We start from the raw sequence: 21,067 nt of genomic DNA, 5'->3' as shown, positions 1-21,067 counted from the left end.
CCAACTTATGAAACGAATTTACAACTTACACCGAACGATACAGGCGTTATTGCTGTTGTTTCCGCTGTTGCTGGTCAATAGCTGTAAAGATGGCTTCGAAGATAAAACCTTCACGGCTTATGATGAATTTCCGATTTCAGTATACCTCAATCAGCATCCGGATCAATTCTCCCGTTGGGTAGAAGTATTGAAGCAGGCAGATCTGTATAATACCCTTAATCTGAATGCAAATTATACCCATTTTGTGCCGGTTAATGAAGGCGTTGACCGCTATTTAAAGGCCAAAGGTTACACAAGTGTGCAGGATATGTCCAAAGAAGATGCCGCTTATCTGGTCCGCTATCATCTGATCGCAGGAACAGTTATTGATCTGGGGCAGTTTCAGAGCGGAGCCATTGACGAACTTAACGAAACAGATGACAATCTGAGTATAGAGTTTAGAGGAGGAGGACTTGAGGCCGTATATCTCAACGGACTTTCCCGATTCAAAAAATTTGATGTTAAAGCTACTAACGGAATTATACATATTATCGAAGATGTACTGATTCCGTTGACCGAAACGATCACCGATCGTCTTCAACAGGAGAAGTTCAGCATTTTCTATGAAGCCGTGAAAATGGCAGGCTATGAAGAACGTCTCAAAACGGTGTATACACCTTCTACAGATGAACAGGGCAACCCTATAGAAATAAGGTATCGGTATACCGCATTTGCAGTAGCCAATCAGACTTTTGCTGCCGATAATATCAGGAGTATCACAGACCTGATCACGAAATTATCTGCTAATAATGGTCTGCCTTATACAGACGTCAGGAATCCTCTGAATCAGTATGTCGCTTACCATCTTCTGGGACAGTTGAGAGATTATGCCAGTCTGGGGCAGTTCCCTTCAGGACAGCGTAAGATGAATATCAATACTCTGGCAGATAAGCAGCTGATCAAAATGTCGGAAGGACAGGGAGAATTATTATTAAACAGTAATGCGGCCAATACCACAGGAATCAAATTTGTAGAATTCAATGTTCTGTGTAAAAACGGGGTTTTACATGAAGTGAATAACTGGATGCCGGTATTTACACCGGAGCGGGTATCCGTGATCTGGGAGTTGTCCGACTATCCGGATGTAGAAGCCAATGTGACTCAGTTTAAGAAAGCAAATCTGAGTGCACAGTATAACAAAACATTTGTTACCGGAGATCTCAAAAGTATTATCTGGAGTGCGCGTCCGGAGACACGCAGCAATGTGCTGATATACCGTAACAGCCGGCCGGCAGACGGTATTTATTACAGCGATGTACTGAACTACGATCATCTGCGGGTTACCTTGGGTGAGTCAGGTTGGATAGAAATGAATAGTCCGGTCATCGTCAAAGGGAAATATAAAGTGACCTTCTTCTGGCCGAGTCCTATTCAGGCAACTTCCACAGGTATCTGTTCATTTATTCTGGATGGCGTATTGATGCGAGACAAACATACCATCAGCAACACCCGGACAGACAGACAACTTGAACAGTCGCTTGGCAATGTCACTTTTGAGGAGACGACATCTCACAAACTGCGTATACTTTCCTTAGACGGAAAACTGATTACGCTGGATTATATACGATTTGATCCTATAGACTAAATACTACGATTATGAAAAGATTAATTTTTGCTCTATTGGCAGCAGTGATCTGCTTTTCGAGCTGTAAAAAAGCCTGGGAGAGCCACTATGGAACGACAGATGGTACGACTACCGTATCTCCGTTAAATCTGTTGGACTACCTGAAGTCAAAACCAGAGTATAGCAAATTTGTCGCAAAACTGGAGGAAACAGGACTGGCACAAGAGCTGCAAAGAGACCAGTATCTCACTGTGTGGGCTGTCAGTAACGAACAGATGGATCGTCTTGCACAATTAAATCTGGATGAAAAATATGTGATGGGGTATCATATCAACAATCTTACCTATGATGTCTCTAAACTCAAAAAAGGATTACGCCTGAAGACATTGAATGGAAAGTATCTGTCCATTAATCAGGATGCTTCAGGTAAATATCAGATAGGAGATGCGGCGATCGTAAACGGTAATCAATTATGCAAAAACGGAGTCGTCCACGAGATTAACGAACTCATGAAACCGGATGTAAGTATCTATGAATACCTGGAAGGGCTGGGATCAGATTATTCCATTATCCGGGATACCATTCTGCGACTCAATGATACTATTTTTGATCTGGCAAACAGTGTCCCTATCGGTGTGGATCCTACCGGAAACACCGTTTACGATTCAGCCTATGTAATCAAGAACCCGATTTTCGAAAAGGCGAATATCCGTTCAGAATTTGTTCAGGTCAGTATGTTTTTGCCAAGCAATCAGGTACTGAACAATTGTTTTAATGATTTGAGAAGTCTATATGCTCAGTTTGGGAAAACATTTGAAGAGGATGATTATCTCAAAGCTATGTCCTGGATCAAAGAAGCTATTTTTTATAATACACTGGTCGATGATTATGGCAGTGAAGAAAATATCTATTCGGCTTTCAACAAACTTTGGAAAACAAGTGTGCAACAGGTAAACCCAGTTTACAAACGCATGAGCAATGGCAGAATATTTGAAATTTCAAAGTTGAAAGTGCCGAATAACGTACACATCGATATGATCAAGCAGTTTTTTCACTATTGGGAATACGTACCGGATAATGAAAAAGGAAATCTGTTTACCGTACTGAATGCAACAAGTGTCGTACCGACAGATCGCGATAATGCAAGTTTCCCGACGCTGGGACTGGAATACAAATACCGCACACTGGTACTCAGAGGTGCAAAAATCGCAGGAGCTCCGCTTTCTATAGACTTTACCCCAGTACTGACTGTTCGCAACAGCGACGGGTCTACAGGTTATAAAGTGGTAGAAGTACCTCCCGGAGAATATAATCTGTATATGGGATTCCGGTCATCTACCCATCCTTTTGTAAATATCTATATCGATGGCAAACTGATCAAAAGTGCACTCAATGTAGAGCCGTCCACACCATGGAACTATGACCGTTCAACAAATACGGTTGGCAGCACCAAATATAATGGTTGGGGAGGATTGGTTGGCCCGGTCATTATAGATGGTAATCAGGTGAGACGATTTAAAATAAAAGTAGAATTTGCCGGATTAGGTAAAGGAACGGTTGAACAAATAGAATTATATCACTGGGCGTTGATTCCCACACAAAACAATTATTAAAAAGAGTAAAGCAGTTTTATAATGTTTTTAAAGAATGCTTATTGAACAGTTATGATAAAAAGGGTGAATATATTATATAAAATTTTGCTTGTAAGCTCGGTTATAGGTTTGTGTAGTGCAGAGCAGGCTTTTGCACAGCGGATAATAAAAGGAAAGGTACTGAGCTCCTATAATAATGCTGCCGTAGCAAATGCAATTGTTTCCATAAAAAACAGTGCCGCATCAGCACAAACCAATAAAAATGGAGATTTTTCATTGAAGGTTGATGATGTCGGTACCTCCGCCCTTATTACCGTATGGAGTCCGGGATTTCATGAACTGCAGGTCAGCACACTCAAGCGGGATTCTATTGTTGTAACGTTGGTTCCCGATACACGATTCAGATTTGACGAAGTCAAAGAAGGTATTTTTGCCAATAAAGGAACCTCTGTGTTATACAATCAGGACTTCAAGGACGGTGTGTACAACATTGAAGATGTGCTGGCCGGCGAATTTTCAGGACTGAATGTGATCAATAAAAGTGGAATGCCAACGGAGGGAAGCGTGCTCAACTTTCGCGGAATCAGAACCCTGAGTGCCGACAATTCACCGCTGATTATTCTCAATGGAATGCCATACTTTCCGGACAATGAGACCTCAACTATTATCGGTGGATATTCCAGAAGTGTATTTAATGCCATCAATCCGCAGGATGTCAAGAGTATCAGATTGATCAAAGGTCCTGAAGCTGCGGTATACGGATCATTAGCTTCCAACGGTGTACTCCTCATCGAGACCTCCTCTGCAGATGATCTGGAAACAGTTATTGAATTCAAAGGAAACTATGGCATAGGATACAATAACAAACGTATCCCGGTATTGCAGGGAAGCGATTTCAAAAACTTTATCGGAGATGTGGGAATGTCCCAGTTTGCGGATATGAATGATATGATCAGCTATTTCCCGTTTTTAAGAGATGATCCGAATTACTATTACAATTTTCTGTACAATAATCATACAGACTGGCAAAATGAGATCTATACACCGGCATTCGTAACAGATAATCACCTTCGTATCAAAGGAGGAGATGCCATTGCCAAATATGACCTCTCTCTGGGTGTGATGGATCAGAACGGAACATTGGAAAACAGTAAATCTACACGCTACAGCACCCGTCTTAATTCAACCCTTACCTTAGGAAAGAAATTTGATCTCTCAGCCAGCGTAGCATTGACATATGCGACAAATAAACTGCACGAGCAGGGAATGCTTCAGGCGACTAACCCAATGTTAGCTTCCTTGTATCAGGCGCCGATACTCAGTCCTTACCGCAAAGATGATCAGAATAACATATTGCCGGATTACGATATCGTGAGACAATTCAATGTGTCCAATCCACTGGCCTTACTCAATACAACTACCATCAATTCGGATATATATGATGTCTTTGTCAATGCAGGTGTCAGGTACAAAGCCACCCGGGATATAAATGTGTACGGTACATTCGGACTATTCTCCAGTTATAACAGACAATCTACCTTTATTCCCGGATTGTCCAGCCGTACCATTCTGCCTTTGGAAAATGGTGTAGCACTCAACTCAGCCCGTTCCGGATCAGGTAAAAACTCCAATATCTATTACAAGATAAATGCAGATTACACAAAACAACTGGATGAATCCAATATTCAGGCAGGTGTAGGATTTCAGGGGGTGATCACCGATAGAGAATATGATGCCGGATTCGGACGCAATACCAGCTCGGATTTCTATCGTACCCTCAATTATGTAAATGCTGCAGGACGTGCTTTTGAAGGCTATAACGAATCCTGGAACTGGATGAGCTTTTATGGTTTTGTACAGTATGACTGGCGCAATTTAGTAAAAGCATCTACTTATCTCTCATCCGACGGAGCATCCTCTACAGGAGTAGATGTGAACCGTTTCGGATTCTATCCCGGAGTTGACCTGTCATTTGTGTTGTCAAATACAAGCGTATTCAAAGATATTAGCAACCTGGACCTGCTGACATTGAATGCCGGATATTCCAAAACAGCAAATAGCAGGTATTCATCCAAACTCAGTCAGGCCTATTACAGCAGCCAGATTTATCGTCAGTTAGCAGGTATTGTAGTCGGCAATATTCCCAATACATCTTTAAACAGAGAAGATGTCAGAAACTGGGATGTCAGTCTGATCGCCAGTCTATGGAAAAAAAGACTTAATATAAGTGCCTCTTACTATCATACAACAGCTAAAGATGTTGTACAGGCTGTGCCGGTCACACCCATTGCCGGTATCGAAAATATGTATGTCAACGGAGCTACACTGCTCAATACAGGATTTGAGTTTGATGCCAACCTGACCCTTATAGAGAAAAAAGATTTCGGATTTACGATCGGAGGAAATCTGAGCACCTTGAAAAATGAAGTGAAAAGTCTGAATAATATAGACCAGAAGATAACCACAGCGCCGTATGGCATGACACTGATCACACAGGTCGGAGGTTCACCATATGATTTTTACGGACATCAGTTCAATGGTGTAATCAGCAATGCGGCAGAGGCTTCACGTCTGAATCTGACAGATTTCAAAAATCTGCCTTTCGAAGCCGGAGATGCTATCTTTGAAGATATCAATAAAGACGGAATCATTGATAAAGATGATCGTAAGAGTTTGGGGAATGCCTTACCAAAATTTTATGGATCCGGATTTATAGATGTCAGATTCAAAAAACTGACCTTACGCGGATATGTCACCTTCTCTAAAGGCAACAAGATGTACAATGCCGTTCGCCGGAGCCTGGAAGATATGAGTAGCTATAGGAATCAGTCTACCGCTATCCTCAACAGGTGGCAGGAAGAGGGACAGGTTACAGCAATTCCCAAAGCAACTTATGCTGATCCGATGGGTAACAGCCGTTTTTCAGATCGCTGGATTGAAGACGCTTCTTACCTGCGCCTGAGTAATGTAGTTCTGAAATACAATTTTGGAACTCAAAAAATCAAATTGCTCAACAATACCGAAATCTATATTTCCGGGGAAAATATATACACCTGGACCAAATATTTAGGCCTCGATCCGGTGACCGCTTATAGCTATGATGTCAGTCTGTTAGGAGCCGATTATGGTAAAATACCATTACCACGTACATTTAAATTAGGTGTTAACCTGAAACTCTAATCGTTGAAGAGATGAAGAAAAATTATTTGAAAATAGCAGCAGCCTGTGCCGTCTTGTTTTTCACAGGTTGTTCAAAATACTTTGAAGTAGATACCAATGATATCCTGAAAGATGAAGATTATGTAGGTAATGCCAACGAACTCTATTCCGGTTATATGGGAATAGCTGCAAAAGTTCAGAAAGTTGCTGATCAGGCTGTTTTTCTGGCAGACCTGCGTACAGATCTGCTGGAACCTACTAAAAATGCGCCTCAGGATCTCTGGGATCTCTATTACTATCGTGAAAAACAAGGTAATGAATTTGCAAATCCGAAAGGATTCTATGATATTATTATCAATGCAAACAATTACCTCGCAAAGGTCATAGAGTACCGAAAGAAAAATCCGAAAGCAATAGAAGAAGCACATTACAACTCCATTATATCCGGAGCGATACGATTCAAGGTATGGTCATATCTGATGATCGGTAAACTCTATGGTAAGGCTGCTTACTTTGATGATAAAAATTTAGATATCAATAAGGTCGGAGAAATTCCGGTACTGACATTAGATCAGCTGATTCCCAAATTGATTGACCTGATGGAGTCAGGTGTAGAAGGAGTCAACGGCAAAAATGTACTCGTATGGGGAGATGTACTCTTTCCCGGAGTCAATGCGTCCGAACAGGACCTCGTGTGGAACATGATTTGTCCTTCGCCCGAACCGCTGTTGATGGAGCTGTATCTGTGGAATAAGAATTACAGCAAAGTGGTAGAAGTCGGCATGCCTTTTATCTATGATAACGGCGGTGGTCGCTACAAAATAGGTAACGATGATTATAACGGAGAATGGATTCAGTTTTTTACCCGCAGTCCCGTTACAAAAACCAGAGGACTGATCAATGTGGTACCCTATGATTTTGAACGTAATCAGACCAATAAGTTAATCTCTTATTTCTCCAATACCCAGCCCTCTGTATATTATCTGAAACCGACAGAAGCTGCAATGAAACGTTATAAAAAGCAATTGCGCTATGATGGTAATACACTTGGAGACCTGTATCGCGGAGAAAACTATACCTACTATATGCAAAATGGTGAATGGGTTATCCGTAAGTTTTCCAGAGACAGGGAAAGTGCTTCAGAGATCTACAAAAACAACGTCCATATTGTCCTTTACAGAGATGCTGATGTTCACTTCTTTATGGTGGAAGCCCTCAATAATCTTGGAAAATTCAAAGAAGCAGAAGCTTTTCTCAATGATGGTATAGAATTATACCTGTCCCGTAATGCAAATAACCTCCAATATCCGCTGAATAATGCTGTATGGAATGTGGCTTTAGCCAAGAATTGGGGTATCCGGCGCCGGGTCAATCTGTCTCCTGTATATCCGGCGGGGCTTTCAAAGGATAACTTGAATACTCCCGAGAAGATAGAAGCATATAAGAAAGCAGTAGATGATCTGATCATTGAAGAAACATTAATGGAAAGTGCCGGAGAAGCAAAAGCTTATTTTGCGATGATACGGATCGCCTCCCGCTGGAATGATCCGGCTATGCTCGCCAACAGAGTCAGCGAAAAATACACCGGAGCCTATCAGCAAACCTTTAAACAGCATCTGATGAATCCTGTCAACTGGTATGTCAACTACCCATTGTAACAACAGAAACACACATTAAGCAGCATATAAACAATATTTATTCTAATTCTTTAACCTAAAAACAATACAACCAAAAGAGAGACCTGCTAGGAAAGAAAGAACACACCAAGTGTTCATGGGGTCTCTCTTTCGGTTTTTAAAACATTTAAAATCAATCATTACCGGTATATGTAAATACCTGTCTGTAGATATTCTTATCTATATTTCTTCTGTTTAGCCCTTCCGGTTTCTGCCTGTTTTGAATACGTTTCAGGATAGGTCAGGATAGTTGTGCTTTTTGGTTTTACTAAGTTTGGATTAACCAATCTATAATTTCGTAATGGAACCAACAAGTATAAACCGGAGTGAGGTCGTATATGCTGATAATTATTGCCGTCAGTACCCTTTCCCATTTTCTTATTATTGAAATACAACGATGAGACAGCAGCCAATGTTGATTTTTCATTGTGCTGACAGTTAATGTCTTATCAGGGTGTATACAATAAATTAGAATAGCGTAAAATAAAAGAGCTATATTTTAGCTCCTACAGAAAAATAGAAACCGAATACCAGCTTATGAAAAATATGCTTTTTTTAAGAGCGATCTTATGTGCCTTGCTTGCGTTTGTAATGACAGGAATAAGTGTTGCACAAACCTCAGATATTGTTACAGGAAGAATTGTCGATGAGAAGAATCAACCCATCGGAGGAGCCACAGTTGCCGTAGTAGGCACAAATGTAGCGGTGACAACCGGCAGAGATGGTAAGTTTTCCATTCAGGTAAAGCAACAAAATGCCAATCTCCGATTTACATACGTAGGGTTTGAAACAAAAGATGCCGTAGCGAATACAAAGAGTCCTATGGAAGTAGTCTTGCAATCTGCCAACAATGAACTTGATGAAATTGTAGTCATCGGCTACGGTACCGCCCGTAAACGGGATCTTACAGGAGCAGTCGGAACGGTAAAAAACAGTGATATCCGTAATGTCCCCGTGACTACAGCGGCACAGGCAATTACCGGTAAAGTGGCAGGTGTCAATGTGGTGACTCAAAGTGGCGCTCCCGGAGCTGCAATTAATATTACCGTGAGAGGAGGAACCTCTATTACAGGATCGACCACGCCGCTCTATATTGTCGATGGTTTTGTCATGGAAGATGCCCTGATGAAGATCGATGTAAATGATATCGAAAGTATTGACATCCTCAAAGATGCATCAGCCTCCGCAATCTACGGTTCACGTGGGGCTAATGGTGTTATCCTGATCTCTACCAAATCCGGAAAAGCCGGACGTACCAATATTGATTATAACGGATATGCAAGTTTTGAAAAGCTCAGTAAAAAACTGGACTTACTGAATATCGAAGATTACGTGAAATACCAGTATGAATTTCAAACATTAGGAGGCAAACAACAGCAATTTGCCAATATGTTCGGAGGAGATGTCAATACTCCGGAATTTGCTTCAGGCGCTTATGCCAGAATTCAGCGTGATTATGGCAGCAGACCGGGTATCGACTGGCAGGATGAGGTCTTTGGAGGACAAGCTATCTTACAGAATCATAACCTGAATATCAACGGAGGTAATGAAAAGACAAAACTCATGTTGACCTTTAATAATACCAGTCAGGATGGTATTCTGGCAAAATCCGGATTTCGCAGAAATAGTGTTCGTGCAAAAGTAAATCACGAATTGCTAAAGGGGGTCAATCTGGACTTTAACTCCTTGTTTCAGGATACCAATACTGATGGAGACGGATCTCTTGGAGGGATGTTAAAAATGTCTATCCTCCAGCCTGCAACCGGTGGAATTCGTTTTACAAATGAGCAATTGATCAATTCAGATATTGCTGAAGATCTTCAGGCACTGGATTCCCAGTACGATATTTACAATCCGATTATTACGAACGATGCCATCACCCGTAATAAAGTAGCTCGTCTGGCTAATCTGAGTGTAGGGCTTACAGTAAATTTTCTGGAAAATTTCACCTTTAGAAGTTCAGGCGCATATCAGTGGAATCAAACCCGTAAAGATTATTGGGATGACGGACGTACCGTAACCGCACGCAACAATGGAGGACCGTATGGAAGCCGTTCCAATGCAGAAGGTTACCAATGGCAATTGACCAATACCTTATCCTGGATGAAAACATTTGGTAAGCACAATCTTAATCTGTTGGCAGGACATGAGATTCTGTATTCCAAGGATCTGAGTGTAGGACATACTTATTACGGATTCCCTTCCAGTAATTTTGGTTTGAATGATGTCTCTTTAGCATCCCGTATCGAAAGAGCAGATACGGATGAAGGACGATACGGTCTGGTTTCAGGTTTTGCACGTGCTATGTATAATTATGACGATCGTTATTTAGTAACCGGAACAATCCGGGCAGATGGTGTATCCCGATTCAGAAAAGGAAATCAGTGGGGTACATTCCCTTCCGTATCTGCCGCCTGGAATATTCATAATGAAAGCTTTATGAAAGATGGAAGTTTCTTTAATCAGTTAAAACTTCGTGCAGGATATGGATCTACCGGAAATGATAAGATCAGTAATACCAGCTATGCCACTCTTTACGGATCTACAGTTGTAGCTGTAAATAATACACAGGTTATTGGTCTCAAACCAGGAACAACATTAGGAAATCCGGATTTGGTATGGGAGAAAACACAGACCAGCAATATCGCATTGGATATGTCATTCTTAGATAACAGAGTCAATCTGACAACAGACTTCTATAATAATGAGTCCAAAAATCTGTTGGTTAGAGCCAATATTCCTACCTCTACAGGTTACTCGTATCAGTTTCAGAATATAGCTGCATTGAGAAACAGAGGAGTGGAAGTAACACTGAATACCGTTAATATCAAGAAAGCAGATTTTCAATGGCAAACCAGTTTTAATATCACATTCAACAAGTCAAAAACAAAGGCTTTATTCGGAACCAGTGGCAATGATTACCTCATTACAAATCTGAGTTCTAGAGTAGACTTTATGACGCAGGTAGGGGAATCTGTAGGTAAATTCTACGGATACAAATACGATGGTGTATATACAACGGATGATTTCAATCAGAATCCGGACGGATCATACAGTTTAAAAAACGGAGTGGCTTCACTGAAAGGTAAAAACCGGGCAAATATCAAACCGGGAGATGTTAAATATTTGCCAACAGCAGGAGAGACAGATGCCAATGGTAACCCGGTCTGGTCTACTAATGACAGAACAGTTATCGGTAATCCTGAACCAAAATACTTCGGGGGTATGAACAATGCTTTCTCTTACAAGAACTTTGATCTGAGTGTATTTGTCAATTTTGCGTACGGCAATCAGGCATTCAATATGAATACACAACGTTTTATGGGGCCATACCTTCCTAATCAGAATTCGCTGTCAACAATGGCTTCCCGCTTTACACTTATAGATCCGGCAACAGGGTTAGAAACCAAAGACCTGAGTCGTCTGGCAGCATTAAATCCGGATCAGCACAGTAAAGATCAGGTATGGAGTCTCAACTCAGGTAATAATATAGCCATTAGCGATGCCCTGGATTATTATCTGGAAGATGCTTCATTTCTACGGATCAATAATATTACGTTCGGTTACACTTTACCGGCTGCGGTTTCCAAAAAAGCATTTATCAATAAGATGCGGGTTTACCTGACATTGAATAACATCCATACGTTTACCAAATACTCCGGATATGATCCTGAAGTATCCGCAAGTTCTTCTATCCTGACAAGAGGGGTGGATAATTCAGCTTATCCGAGAGCAAAAAGTGTGGTAGCAGGAGTTAATTTAACATTTTAAGATTTAACGTCATGAAAAAATTAGTCTATATAATCAGTATTTCCGCGGCATTATTCTCCACTTCATGTAAGGATTGGTTAGACTTGCCTTCGCAAAGTGATTTTGATAGTTCCAATATATTTGAAAATGTACCCCGCGTCGAAATGGCTGTGTTGGGAGCATATACAAGTACATTTAATAACGAATTGTATTATCAGTTTGGAATGGGTACCGACGAATGTTTCTCTACAGAAGGAGAGACAAACTCCAAAAATCAGGTTTCTAACTATGTGTATAACCCGGCAACAAGCCCCTCTTCAACGTATACGGCTATGTTTTCGGGAGTTGAGCAGGTCAATGTCATCATTCGTAATATTCCGTTGATGACAAACGTTGCTGAATCTGAAAAAACGAAACTGAATATGCTACTGGGAGAGGCTTATGCCATACGTGCAAAAAACATGCTGAATGTAGTACGTTATTTTGGAGATGTACCATATCCTAAGATTCCGGTTATAGAAGCCGATAGTTATTCATCTTCACGTGTGAGCAGAGATACTATCATGGACGGATGTATCGAAGATCTGCAGAAAGCCATAACACTGCTGCCATGGAAAAGCGAATCAGGAGTTAGCTCTGAGCGTATCACCAAAAATGTCGCTTACGGTCTTTTGGCACGTACAGCCTTATATGCAGCCGGGTATTCGTTAAGATGGGATCTGAATTCCTATTCACCCGGAAGTGTACAACTGGCCCGAAGAGCAGATACCCAACGTATCCAGCAGCTGTATCAGATTGCACGCGATGCATGTGAAGAAGTCGTTAAGAGAGGAGAAAATGATCTTATAGATTATGAAACCGTATTCCGGGATCTGATTAATGGCCGTTACAATAGGGAATCCATGTTAGAATACGGTCAGCTAGGCCTGGACCGCAATGAGGCACAAGTAGGGTATACCAATGGAATCTTTGCACACCAGAATTCATTCTATGGTAAAGCGCAACCGGCAATGGCCGTGCTTCCGACTTATTATTTTGATTTCAAAGAAGGAGATACCCGCAGGGATGTCGCGATCAGTAATTATGCAATTACAGCAGATAATCTGCATCAGATGAATACATATGCCAGTAATACCATTGGTAAATTCAGAGTAAACTGGAAATCCGAAAAGGGACCTGCCGTTAATAAGAGAGATATCAACTGGATAGAACTGCGTTATTCGGATATATTACTGATGTATGCTGAAGCCGAAAACGAACTGAATCAGGCGCCGACAGCTACAGCAAAGCAAATGTTGGAAAAAGTCAGATTAAGAGCTTTTAAAGGCGACGCAGGCAAGATCGGAACAACTCCCGGTTCTTATCAGGAATTTAAAAATGCTATTATTGAAGAAAGAAAACTGGAACTGGGTTTTGAAGGATGGAGAAGAACAGATCTGATTCGATGGGGTATTTTATTTGAAAAACTAACAGAAACCAAACAGCAGGTACTGGATCTTGCCGGAAAAAAAGGACGTTTTGCAAATGTAGATCTGTACAGAGCCTATAAAAAGACTCCTGCTACCACATTCAATGATCCCTTGGTGGCGTGTACCTATATTTCTTTCAAGACAGCACCCACTGCTGCAGAAAGAACTCAGTTACAAAATGAAGGATATACGATCCTGGAGATGCACAGCAATGTTGCAGCGTTCTTTGCCAATGCGCTTACACCAACAGCAACATGGGTGGGCAACTTATACAGAGGATTGGAAAAAAATAAAGTAGAACTTTTCCCGTTGAGTACCAAGACTATAGACGATAATCCGGGATTGCGCGGACAGCAACATCCGCTTTACTAATGCTTAACATGAAAACCACTGTATTAAAATATGCGCTGAGCTGCCTTGCATTAGTCCTGCTGGATATTTGTAAGGCAGATATCAGGCTGCCCGCACTTCTGTCTGACAATATGCTTTTACAGCAAAATACGAAAGTCAGACTGTGGGGAAGTGCAGATCCCGGCGAGCAGGTAACCGTAAGGGCATCATGGACGGCAGACAACTTTATAACAACTGCAGATTATGCCGGAAAATGGATGCTGACAATAGAGACTCCAAAAGCATCTGACAAAACATATGAATTGCTGTTTAACGGAAAAAATGAGATCCGCATTCGTAACATTCTGGTGGGGGAGGTATGGCTCTGTTCGGGGCAGTCCAATATGGATTTTCCGGTTGCAAAATCAACAGGCTGGAGAACCGGTATTCTGGATGAAGAGCAACATATGAAAGAAGCAGATTTTCCGGAAATCCGTTTATTTCATGTCCGGCAGACATTATCTCCTAAAGTACCGTTAGAAGACTGCGAAGGAGAGTGGATGATTTGTAATCCGGATAATTTAAAAGAGTTTTCAGCTGTAGCTTTTTTCTTCGGTCGCAAAATACACAGACAGACCAAATTACCCGTAGGACTGATACAGACAACCTGGGGAGGGACACATGCCGAATCGTGGACGCCAATGCCGGTGATGCAGCACAACCCGCTTTACACTACACTGATCGAAGAACAAAATAAAGCCGAAGAAAGCTATCCACAGGACAGCCTGATCTACCAGAAGGAACTTAAGGACTATGAGGAGGCAAGAAGCAAGGGACAGCAACTACCCAAAAAACCAAAAGAACCTTTAGGAATATACCACAATAAGGCACTGAGTACATTATGGAATGGGATGGTCAATCCGCTTGTCCCATATACTATAAAAGGAGTCATCTGGTATCAGGGAGAATCCAATTCGGTCAGATATCAGGACTATCAGCAGGTTTTCAGCAATATGATTCAAAGCTGGCGGACAGCATGGAAACAAAAAGATATGCCTTTCTATTTTGTACAGATCGCTCCGCATTACAAACAACCACCAGAGATCAGAGAAGCACAACTGAAGACCTGGCAGTCTGTGCAACATACAGGCATGGTCGTCATTACCGATGTAGGAGATTCTACAGATATACACCCCCGCAATAAACAGGTGCCGGGAGAAAGATTGGCAAACTGGGCTTTAGCTAAAGAGTATAAGATTCCGGTAGCGTATTCAGGACCATTGTACAGGAAAAAGAAAATACAGAAGGATAAGGTCATTCTTTCCTTTGATTATGTCAGCAAGGGATTCTTATCAGATGGCAAAGCAATAAAAGGTTTTGAGATCGCAGGGGCAGATCAGCATTATTATCCTGCCACTGCTACTGTTCAGGGAACTCAGTTATGGGTAAGCAGTGAACAGGTAAAACAACCGCTATATGTCCGATACGCCTGGGGAAAATATAAACCAGGAAATCTTTACAATGCAGAAGGATTACCGGCAAGTCCGTTTCGTACAGACAATTAATAAAAAAAACAAGTTTATGAATAGAATAGGTATGCATCTGCTGATCGTATTATTGCTGGCGGGTCCTTTCGTCTCAGCACAAAAAACGTATCAGAAGTTTGCTGACTCCGAGATAAAACGATTTCCCGAAGCCTGGCAGCTGGATCATGGCAAACGCCTTTACTTCGGATATGGTCAGGGACTTGCCTGTCTGGCGATGTTAGAGGTCTGGACTGCGACCAGAGATAAAAAGTACCTGGATTATGTAGAAAAATGGGCGGATACAATTATCAACGATAAGGGGGAGATCCACCTGTATAAAGTCGAAACCTATAACCTGGATTATATCAACCCGGGAAAGATTCTTTTTGAACTGTATAAGCAAACTGGTAAAGAGAAGTATAAGTTAGCTATGGATCGGTTGATTCATCAACTGGAGGTCCACCCCCGTACATTGGAAGGTGCATTCTGGCACAAGCTGACCTACCAGCATCAGATCTGGTTAGACGGCTTGTATATGGCTTCTCCTTTTTTAGCGCAGTACGGAAAAGAATTTAACAGACCTGAACTGATTGATGACGCTATAAATCAATTTCTGATCTGTGCCAGACATACCTACGATCCGGCTACAGGATTATACTATCATGGTTGGGATGAGAGTAAACAACAACGATGGGCAAATAAAGAAACAGGCCAGTCGCCCAGTTTCTGGGGAAGAAGTATAGGCTGGTGGTTTATGGCACTGGTGGATGTGCTGGATTACGTGCCTGCCGATCACCCTAAAAGAGCGGAATTATTAAAAATAACAGACCAATTGTCTGCTACACTGGTTAAATATCAGGATACACAGGGACTTTGGTACCAGGTCATTGACAAAAGTAAGCAAGAGGGAAATTATCAGGAATCATCAGTGTCTTCTATGTTCATGTATGCTTATGCTAAAGGAGTCAATAAAGGATATATTAATTCACGTTATAAAGCTGTTGCTGAAAAAGCTTATAAAGGCCTGATGGAGCAGTTAATCGTTACAGAGTCTAATGGCAATCTTACGCTGACCAAATGCTGTGCCGTGGCAGGTTTGGGCGGGAATCCTTACCGGGATGGTAGTTATTCTTACTATATTAACGAGCGAATCCGGGATAATGATGCTAAAGCCAACGGGCCTTTTATCATGGGTTGCGTAGCATTGAACAAATAAAAAAAGAGGCGTGATTATCATTGATAATCACGCCTCTTTTAGTCAATACTTTGTATAGACCTTATTTTTTAAGTTGAAGAGGATATTGTTTCATAATACCTGATACAACTTTTGGAAGTTTATTGATAGCTGTTTCCGGATTATCAATCTCGTTAGAACCTCTGGCCTGCCAAACAACAGTATTTGTTTTTCTGTCTATCGCTTCGATAATCAGGTGGCTGTAACGGTAGCGTTCTTTTCCAACAGGATAAGAATATCCGCCATAAAGTCCCCATGGTCTGTAGAATCCCCAGGGACCACCCCAGCCCCATCCCCAGCCCATTCCCCAATAAGAGCTTCCGTATACCAGACGGCTTTTATTGTTGACAATGGTTACATAACGAAATAAAATGTCCGGATTCTCTTTGCTGTAGGTAAGACCTCTTGCTTCGATCTCTTTATTCGCAGTACTCATAATATTGCTCTTTGCAATATCATTATTATAGTAATTTTTTGAAAGAGAATCGATCGGAGGTAACCATCCGTACGTTTTGTATTGACTGAAATCTAAGTCTTGTACTCGCGTCGTATTGTACTTATACGATGAACAGGATGCAAACACAATAATGAATCCTAAAGCGAGGAAATATAATAACTTTTTCATAATAATAACACTCAAGTATCTGTAAGACAATCTTAGTCTTAAAAGGTTTAATTATAAACGATTAAAAAGAATATTTTGCGACAAGAGGCATAGATCTTCCGCTTCCGAATGCTTTCGGACTCACCCTTAAAATAGGAGGTGCCTGAAATCTTTTGAATTCGGCATTGTTGACCAGTTTACTTATCCGAAGCACCAAAGCCTCATCAAACCCTGTTTTGACTACTTCAGAGCCTGATTTTTCCAGTTCAATAAGCTGAAATAAAACAGCATCCAATATATCATATGGCGGTAATGAATCCGAATCTTTCTGATCAGGACGCAATTCTGCTGATGGTGGTTTGACAATAGTATTCTGCGGAATAATCTCCCGCTCTCTATTGATATATTTTGCCAGATCGTAAGCCTGAGTCTTGTACACATCCCCGATTACACTGATAGAACCTGCCATATCTCCGTATAAGGTTCCGTAACCAACAGCCGCTTCACTCTTATTGGACGTGTTAAGTACGATATGTCCCAGTTTATTTGAAATAGCCATCAACAGCGTTCCTCTTGTACGGGCCTGTATATTTTCTTCGGTCGTATCCGGCTGCAATCCTTCAAAAACTTTGCTAAGTGTACCTTCAAAAGCCTGAGCAACATCCTTGATCGGAATAATATGATGCTGACAACCCGTGTTTTTCACAAGATCCAAAGCATCTTTGAGCGAATGATCTGAAGAGTAGACGGATGGCATCAGTATAGCCAGCACATTTTCTGCTCCGATGGCTTCGCAGGCCAGAGCAGCAACAACTGCAGAATCCAGCCCGCCCGAAAGGCCGAGTGTTGCTTTTTTAAATCCGGATTTCAGGAAGTAATCACGCAATCCGAGGATCAGCGCTTCATGGATCAATGCAATTTCTGTATGTCCGCTTGTGATAGAGCTGTTGGCAGATGCTAAGTCGCCATTTTCAAATGTTACAACCTGCAAATCTTCTTCAAACTTTCCAAGTTCACGTACAATTTCACCACTCTTATTCAGAGCAAGAGAGCGTCCGTCAAAGATAATATCCATATGGGCGCCGACCTGGTTGACATAGAGTAGCGGACAATTAGCTCTTGCCACCTGCTTACGCAAAACCGTTAAGCGATTCTCAAAGTGTGTATACGAAAACGGAGAAGCAGCTATATTGACGATCAGGCTGGGATTTTCACGAAGCAATTCTTCCATAGGATCACCAACATAAGAATTAGAACTGTCATCATCCCACAGATCTTCGCAGACCGTGAGTGCTATAGTTTCTCCCTTAAATTTGAAGCAGTTAAAATTACGGGAAGGTTCGAAATAGCGATATTCATCAAATACATCATAGTCCGGTAATAAACCTTTTTTGCTGATATGCGATACTTTACCATCTTGTATAAATACGGCACCGTTATAAAGTGATTTTCCCTCAGGGTCGGTATTGCGGATCGGTGCACCTATAATGCAGGCAATATCATGACAATGTGAAGCGATCAGCTCGATCGCATCAGCACAGTTTTGGATAAATACGGCATTGCGGAGCAAATCCTTGGCCGGGTATCCTCCGATAGCCAGCTCGGCAAAAATAATCAGATCTGCCTGCTGTTCTTTTGCCCGGGTAATGGTATGTATAATCGCAGAATTGTTTTTTTCGAAATTCCCGATGTGATAATTCAGTTGAGCTAACGCTATTTTCATAAAATTGAAAGATCTAAAAAAGTAAGCCGAGATTTAATCCTAAATATGAAGCCTTTGGTTTTCCCTCATTAAAAGCTTTAGTAAAGCCATTGTTATAAGAAAGACCGGTAATAATGGAAAGGTTGTTGTCAAATCTCCATTCCAAACCTCCTCCGATCAGTAAACCCAATCTCAATAAGCTGGAACCATCTACTCCGGTAGTTTTATCCGTTCCGTCAAGAGACTCTTTACTGGATACTTTTATACCAGTAGTAAAACCAAATTGTCCGTAAAACCGACGACTGTTTATATCAGAAGTCTTCATCTTTAAGGTCAGAGGGATTTCTGCATATTGTAAACGGACATCCTTGTTTGGAAAAGATGAATTCTGCGGGTATTCCAACCGGCCTTTGATAGTATTGATCTGTAATCCTGTTGAGAAATAGTAATTGCGGGCGAAGCCGATATCAGCAATAAGTCCATAAGAAAATCCGGCTTTGGATTTTCCGTCCACATTGCTGTCTTCATCAAACCGGAACAGACCCATATTGGGGTTTACAGTAAGACCTAATGAGATATTTCTATCCCCATATCCCTGAGCAAATGCTCCGGAGCTGCATAGAACGAATAAACTGATCAATAAGTAACGGAATGTAAATGTCATATTCAATACAGAGTCGGTTTTGTAATTATTTATGCTTTATTTTGAAAAAAACTAAAAATTAGAGAATAATGCTGAAATTCCCTCATTCTACACAAATCTATCTCTTTTTTTTCATACTTACTTTTCTTTCCTGTAAAGAACGGGCCGGTAATGATATTGATACGTCCAAAATTGACATAAATATTAAAATTGAACGGTTTGATCAGGATTTTAGTCAATTGGATTCTACCCGGGTACTCTGGCAAAATGCCGGATGGCAGAAAAAATACGGTCAGTTTTACGCAGATTATATTCAGTTGATGTTGCATGCAGGTAACCCTTCAGATTCTCTATCTGTGCAGCGCAATTTGCGAACGATTTCCCGTCAACCTGATTTTAAAGCACTGAGCGCTTCCGTTGCAAATGTATTTCCGGATTTGAAAAAACAGGAAGAAGGATTGACAGAGGCTTTCAAAAGAATGAAATACTTCTTTCCCGAATTACATATCCCTCGCTTTATCTCTTTCTATTCCGGATTTGAGGTACAGACCCCCATCGGAGAAGATTATATCGGAATTGGATTGGATATGTTTCTGGGAAGTAACTCCGAATTCTATCCGGCTCTGGTATCGACTATTCCCTTGTATATTTCGAAAAGATTTACCCCTGAAAATATTGTTCCGCGCGTGACAGAGAGTTTTATTCGAGAGGAACTGTATCCCCAGCAAGAGGGAGATGTAAATACACTTCAGCATATGATCTATCAGGGTAAAATCCTGTATGCAATGGACCAGGTAATGCCAGATGTCGCAGACAGCCTCAAAATCGGGTATAGCGCACAACAGATGAAATGGGCAGAGGCTTATGAAAAGGAAATCTGGGCCTGGTTTATACAGGAAAATCTGTTGTATAATACCGATTATCTGCGTATCCAAAAGTATTTTGCAGAAGCTCCGTTTACCCCGGAGCTCGGTGAAAACAATGAATCTGCACCAAAACTCGGAAGCTATATCGGATGGCAGATTGTCCGTAAATATATGGACAAACATCCCGAATCAGACCTCAAAAAACTGTTTGCGATCAAAGATGCTCAGCTGATTCTGGATGAGTCAAAGTACAAGGGGAATAAATAAACAAGGAAGCCACATTTTAATGTGGCTTCCTTGTTTATTTCAAAGCGGATAAAAGATCTTAATCTTTTATATCCAACACTTCTATTGTAAAATCAAGCGGAGCATCTTCAGGGACTTTTCCAACAGACTGATGTCCGTAAGCCCATAAGGACGGTGTTACAAGACGAATTTTAGCCCCCTTTTGCAATCCGTTTACGGTAAGACCATTCAGGTTATATTCTCCTATTTTCTTAGGGAAAAAAGCATACAACCAGGCATTGATAACGGACTTGGCGCCTGTATTCAGATTCGCTCCGACGAGCATATTCATACCTGTATCAGCTGGAGATTTATCGATCTCCACGCCATTTGTAAGGCGTACTGAATATTTTACGTTTACATTAGCCTGTATAAGTTTTGAATTTGCGGTGTCTTTTACTTTATAGGTATAACTTCCTGCAGTTCCGCTTTCCAGTACCTTATACCAGATTCCGGTGACGCTATCGTATACAGCTTCAGGAAACTTTTCAGTCACATACGCTTTGATAATGGGTTTTTCCTCTTCAAAACGTTTTTTGGGGTCAAAGAAATCACCGTCATCCATACAGGAAGTAAATCCGATAATGGAAATCACCATTAATAGTATACCGTGTCCTATTCTTCTCAT

The 21,067-nt window shown here is 41.2% G+C and carries 13 protein-coding genes; 9 read left to right on the top strand and 4 right to left on the bottom strand.

Annotation, left to right across the window (positions count from 1 at the left end):
• Window positions 1-7 precede the first annotated feature (7 nt).
• From HMPREF0766_RS18630 to HMPREF0766_RS18595, 8 genes are all read left to right on the top strand, one after another.
• A complete protein-coding gene (locus HMPREF0766_RS18630; RefSeq protein ID WP_003000720.1) occupies window positions 8-1,624 on the top strand; it encodes a fasciclin domain-containing protein in 1,617 nt (538 codons plus the stop codon).
• 11 nt (window positions 1,625-1,635) lie between these two features.
• Window positions 1,636-3,216 (top strand): fasciclin domain-containing protein, encoded by a 1,581-nt coding sequence (locus HMPREF0766_RS18625; protein ID WP_003000718.1) that lies wholly within the window; start codon window positions 1,636-1,638, stop codon window positions 3,214-3,216.
• Window positions 3,217-3,279: 63 nt separating this feature from the next.
• Window positions 3,280-6,375: a SusC/RagA family TonB-linked outer membrane protein gene (locus tag HMPREF0766_RS18620; RefSeq protein ID WP_236590591.1), complete on the top strand. Its 3,096-nt coding sequence runs from the start codon at window positions 3,280-3,282 to the stop codon at window positions 6,373-6,375.
• Window positions 6,376-6,386: 11 nt separating this feature from the next.
• Window positions 6,387-8,012 carry a RagB/SusD family nutrient uptake outer membrane protein gene (locus HMPREF0766_RS18615; RefSeq protein ID WP_003000714.1) on the top strand — a complete coding sequence of 542 codons (1,626 nt, stop codon included), beginning with the start codon at window positions 6,387-6,389 and terminating at the stop codon, window positions 8,010-8,012.
• Window positions 8,013-8,576: 564 nt separating this feature from the next.
• Entirely contained in the window at window positions 8,577-11,801 is a 3,225-nt protein-coding gene (locus HMPREF0766_RS18610) for a SusC/RagA family TonB-linked outer membrane protein (RefSeq protein ID WP_248676781.1), read from the top strand.
• Between the two features lie 11 nt (window positions 11,802-11,812).
• Window positions 11,813-13,621, top strand: a complete 1,809-nt coding sequence (locus HMPREF0766_RS18605; protein ID WP_003000710.1) for a RagB/SusD family nutrient uptake outer membrane protein — start codon at window positions 11,813-11,815, stop codon at window positions 13,619-13,621.
• Window positions 13,622-13,629: 8 nt separating this feature from the next.
• Window positions 13,630-15,144: a sialate O-acetylesterase gene (locus HMPREF0766_RS18600; protein ID WP_236590590.1), complete on the top strand. Its 1,515-nt coding sequence runs from the start codon at window positions 13,630-13,632 to the stop codon at window positions 15,142-15,144.
• A gap of 16 nt (window positions 15,145-15,160) precedes the next feature.
• Window positions 15,161-16,321, top strand: a complete 1,161-nt coding sequence (locus tag HMPREF0766_RS18595) for a glycoside hydrolase family 88/105 protein (RefSeq protein WP_037460880.1) — start codon at window positions 15,161-15,163, stop codon at window positions 16,319-16,321.
• Window positions 16,322-16,382: 61 nt separating this feature from the next.
• Here HMPREF0766_RS18595 and HMPREF0766_RS18590 read toward each other — a convergent pair whose 3' ends face one another.
• The 3 genes from HMPREF0766_RS18590 to HMPREF0766_RS18580 all read right to left on the bottom strand — a co-directional run bounded on the left by HMPREF0766_RS18590 (window position 16,383) and on the right by HMPREF0766_RS18580 (window position 19,309).
• Window positions 16,383-16,964: a DUF4136 domain-containing protein gene (locus tag HMPREF0766_RS18590; protein WP_003000704.1), complete on the bottom strand. Its 582-nt coding sequence runs from the start codon at window positions 16,962-16,964 to the stop codon at window positions 16,383-16,385.
• Window positions 16,965-17,025: 61 nt separating this feature from the next.
• On the bottom strand, window positions 17,026-18,666 hold the full coding sequence (locus HMPREF0766_RS18585; RefSeq protein ID WP_003000702.1) for an NAD+ synthase: 1,641 nt from the start codon (window positions 18,664-18,666) through the stop codon (window positions 17,026-17,028).
• Window positions 18,667-18,679: 13 nt separating this feature from the next.
• The gene (locus tag HMPREF0766_RS18580) at window positions 18,680-19,309 is read right to left on the bottom strand and encodes a porin family protein (protein ID WP_003000700.1); all 630 of its coding nucleotides are present in this window, start codon (window positions 19,307-19,309) and stop codon (window positions 18,680-18,682) included.
• 68 nt (window positions 19,310-19,377) lie between these two features.
• Here HMPREF0766_RS18580 and gldB point away from each other — a divergent pair, with 68 nt between their 5' ends.
• Window positions 19,378-20,421 (top strand): gliding motility lipoprotein GldB, encoded by a 1,044-nt coding sequence (gldB, locus tag HMPREF0766_RS18575; protein WP_003000698.1) that lies wholly within the window; start codon window positions 19,378-19,380, stop codon window positions 20,419-20,421.
• Between the two features lie 58 nt (window positions 20,422-20,479).
• On the opposite strand, the gene HMPREF0766_RS18570 is transcribed toward gldB, so the two are convergent.
• Window positions 20,480-21,067, bottom strand: a complete 588-nt coding sequence (locus HMPREF0766_RS18570) for an FKBP-type peptidyl-prolyl cis-trans isomerase (protein ID WP_236590589.1) — start codon at window positions 21,065-21,067, stop codon at window positions 20,480-20,482.

The sequence above is a fragment of the Sphingobacterium spiritivorum ATCC 33861 genome (assembly GCF_000143765.1).
Lineage (GTDB): Bacteria > Bacteroidota > Bacteroidia > Sphingobacteriales > Sphingobacteriaceae > Sphingobacterium > Sphingobacterium spiritivorum.
Note: the sequence above shows the minus strand (reverse complement) of the source record. Positions and strands in the feature narration are given on the sequence as shown.

Bases quoted from the DNA above. Each gene is read 5' to 3' on its own strand.
- HMPREF0766_RS18585 (WP_003000702.1), bottom strand. From the start codon at position 18,666: ATGAAAATAGCGTTAGCTCAACTGAATTATCACATCGGGAATTTCGAA.
- HMPREF0766_RS18605 (WP_003000710.1), top strand. From the start codon at position 11,813: ATGAAAAAATTAGTCTATATAATCAGTATTTCCGCGGCATTATTCTCC.
- HMPREF0766_RS18615 (WP_003000714.1), top strand. From the start codon at position 6,387: ATGAAGAAAAATTATTTGAAAATAGCAGCAGCCTGTGCCGTCTTGTTT.
- HMPREF0766_RS18590 (WP_003000704.1), bottom strand. From the start codon at position 16,964: ATGAAAAAGTTATTATATTTCCTCGCTTTAGGATTCATTATTGTGTTT.
- gldB (WP_003000698.1), top strand. From the start codon at position 19,378: ATGCTGAAATTCCCTCATTCTACACAAATCTATCTCTTTTTTTTCATA.
- HMPREF0766_RS18600 (WP_236590590.1), top strand. From the start codon at position 13,630: ATGAAAACCACTGTATTAAAATATGCGCTGAGCTGCCTTGCATTAGTC.
- HMPREF0766_RS18625 (WP_003000718.1), top strand. From the start codon at position 1,636: ATGAAAAGATTAATTTTTGCTCTATTGGCAGCAGTGATCTGCTTTTCG.
- HMPREF0766_RS18595 (WP_037460880.1), top strand. From the start codon at position 15,161: ATGAATAGAATAGGTATGCATCTGCTGATCGTATTATTGCTGGCGGGT.
- HMPREF0766_RS18610 (WP_248676781.1), top strand. From the start codon at position 8,577: ATGCTTTTTTTAAGAGCGATCTTATGTGCCTTGCTTGCGTTTGTAATG.
- HMPREF0766_RS18570 (WP_236590589.1), bottom strand. From the start codon at position 21,067: ATGAGAAGAATAGGACACGGTATACTATTAATGGTGATTTCCATTATC.
- HMPREF0766_RS18580 (WP_003000700.1), bottom strand. From the start codon at position 19,309: ATGACATTTACATTCCGTTACTTATTGATCAGTTTATTCGTTCTATGC.
- HMPREF0766_RS18630 (WP_003000720.1), top strand. From the start codon at position 8: ATGAAACGAATTTACAACTTACACCGAACGATACAGGCGTTATTGCTG.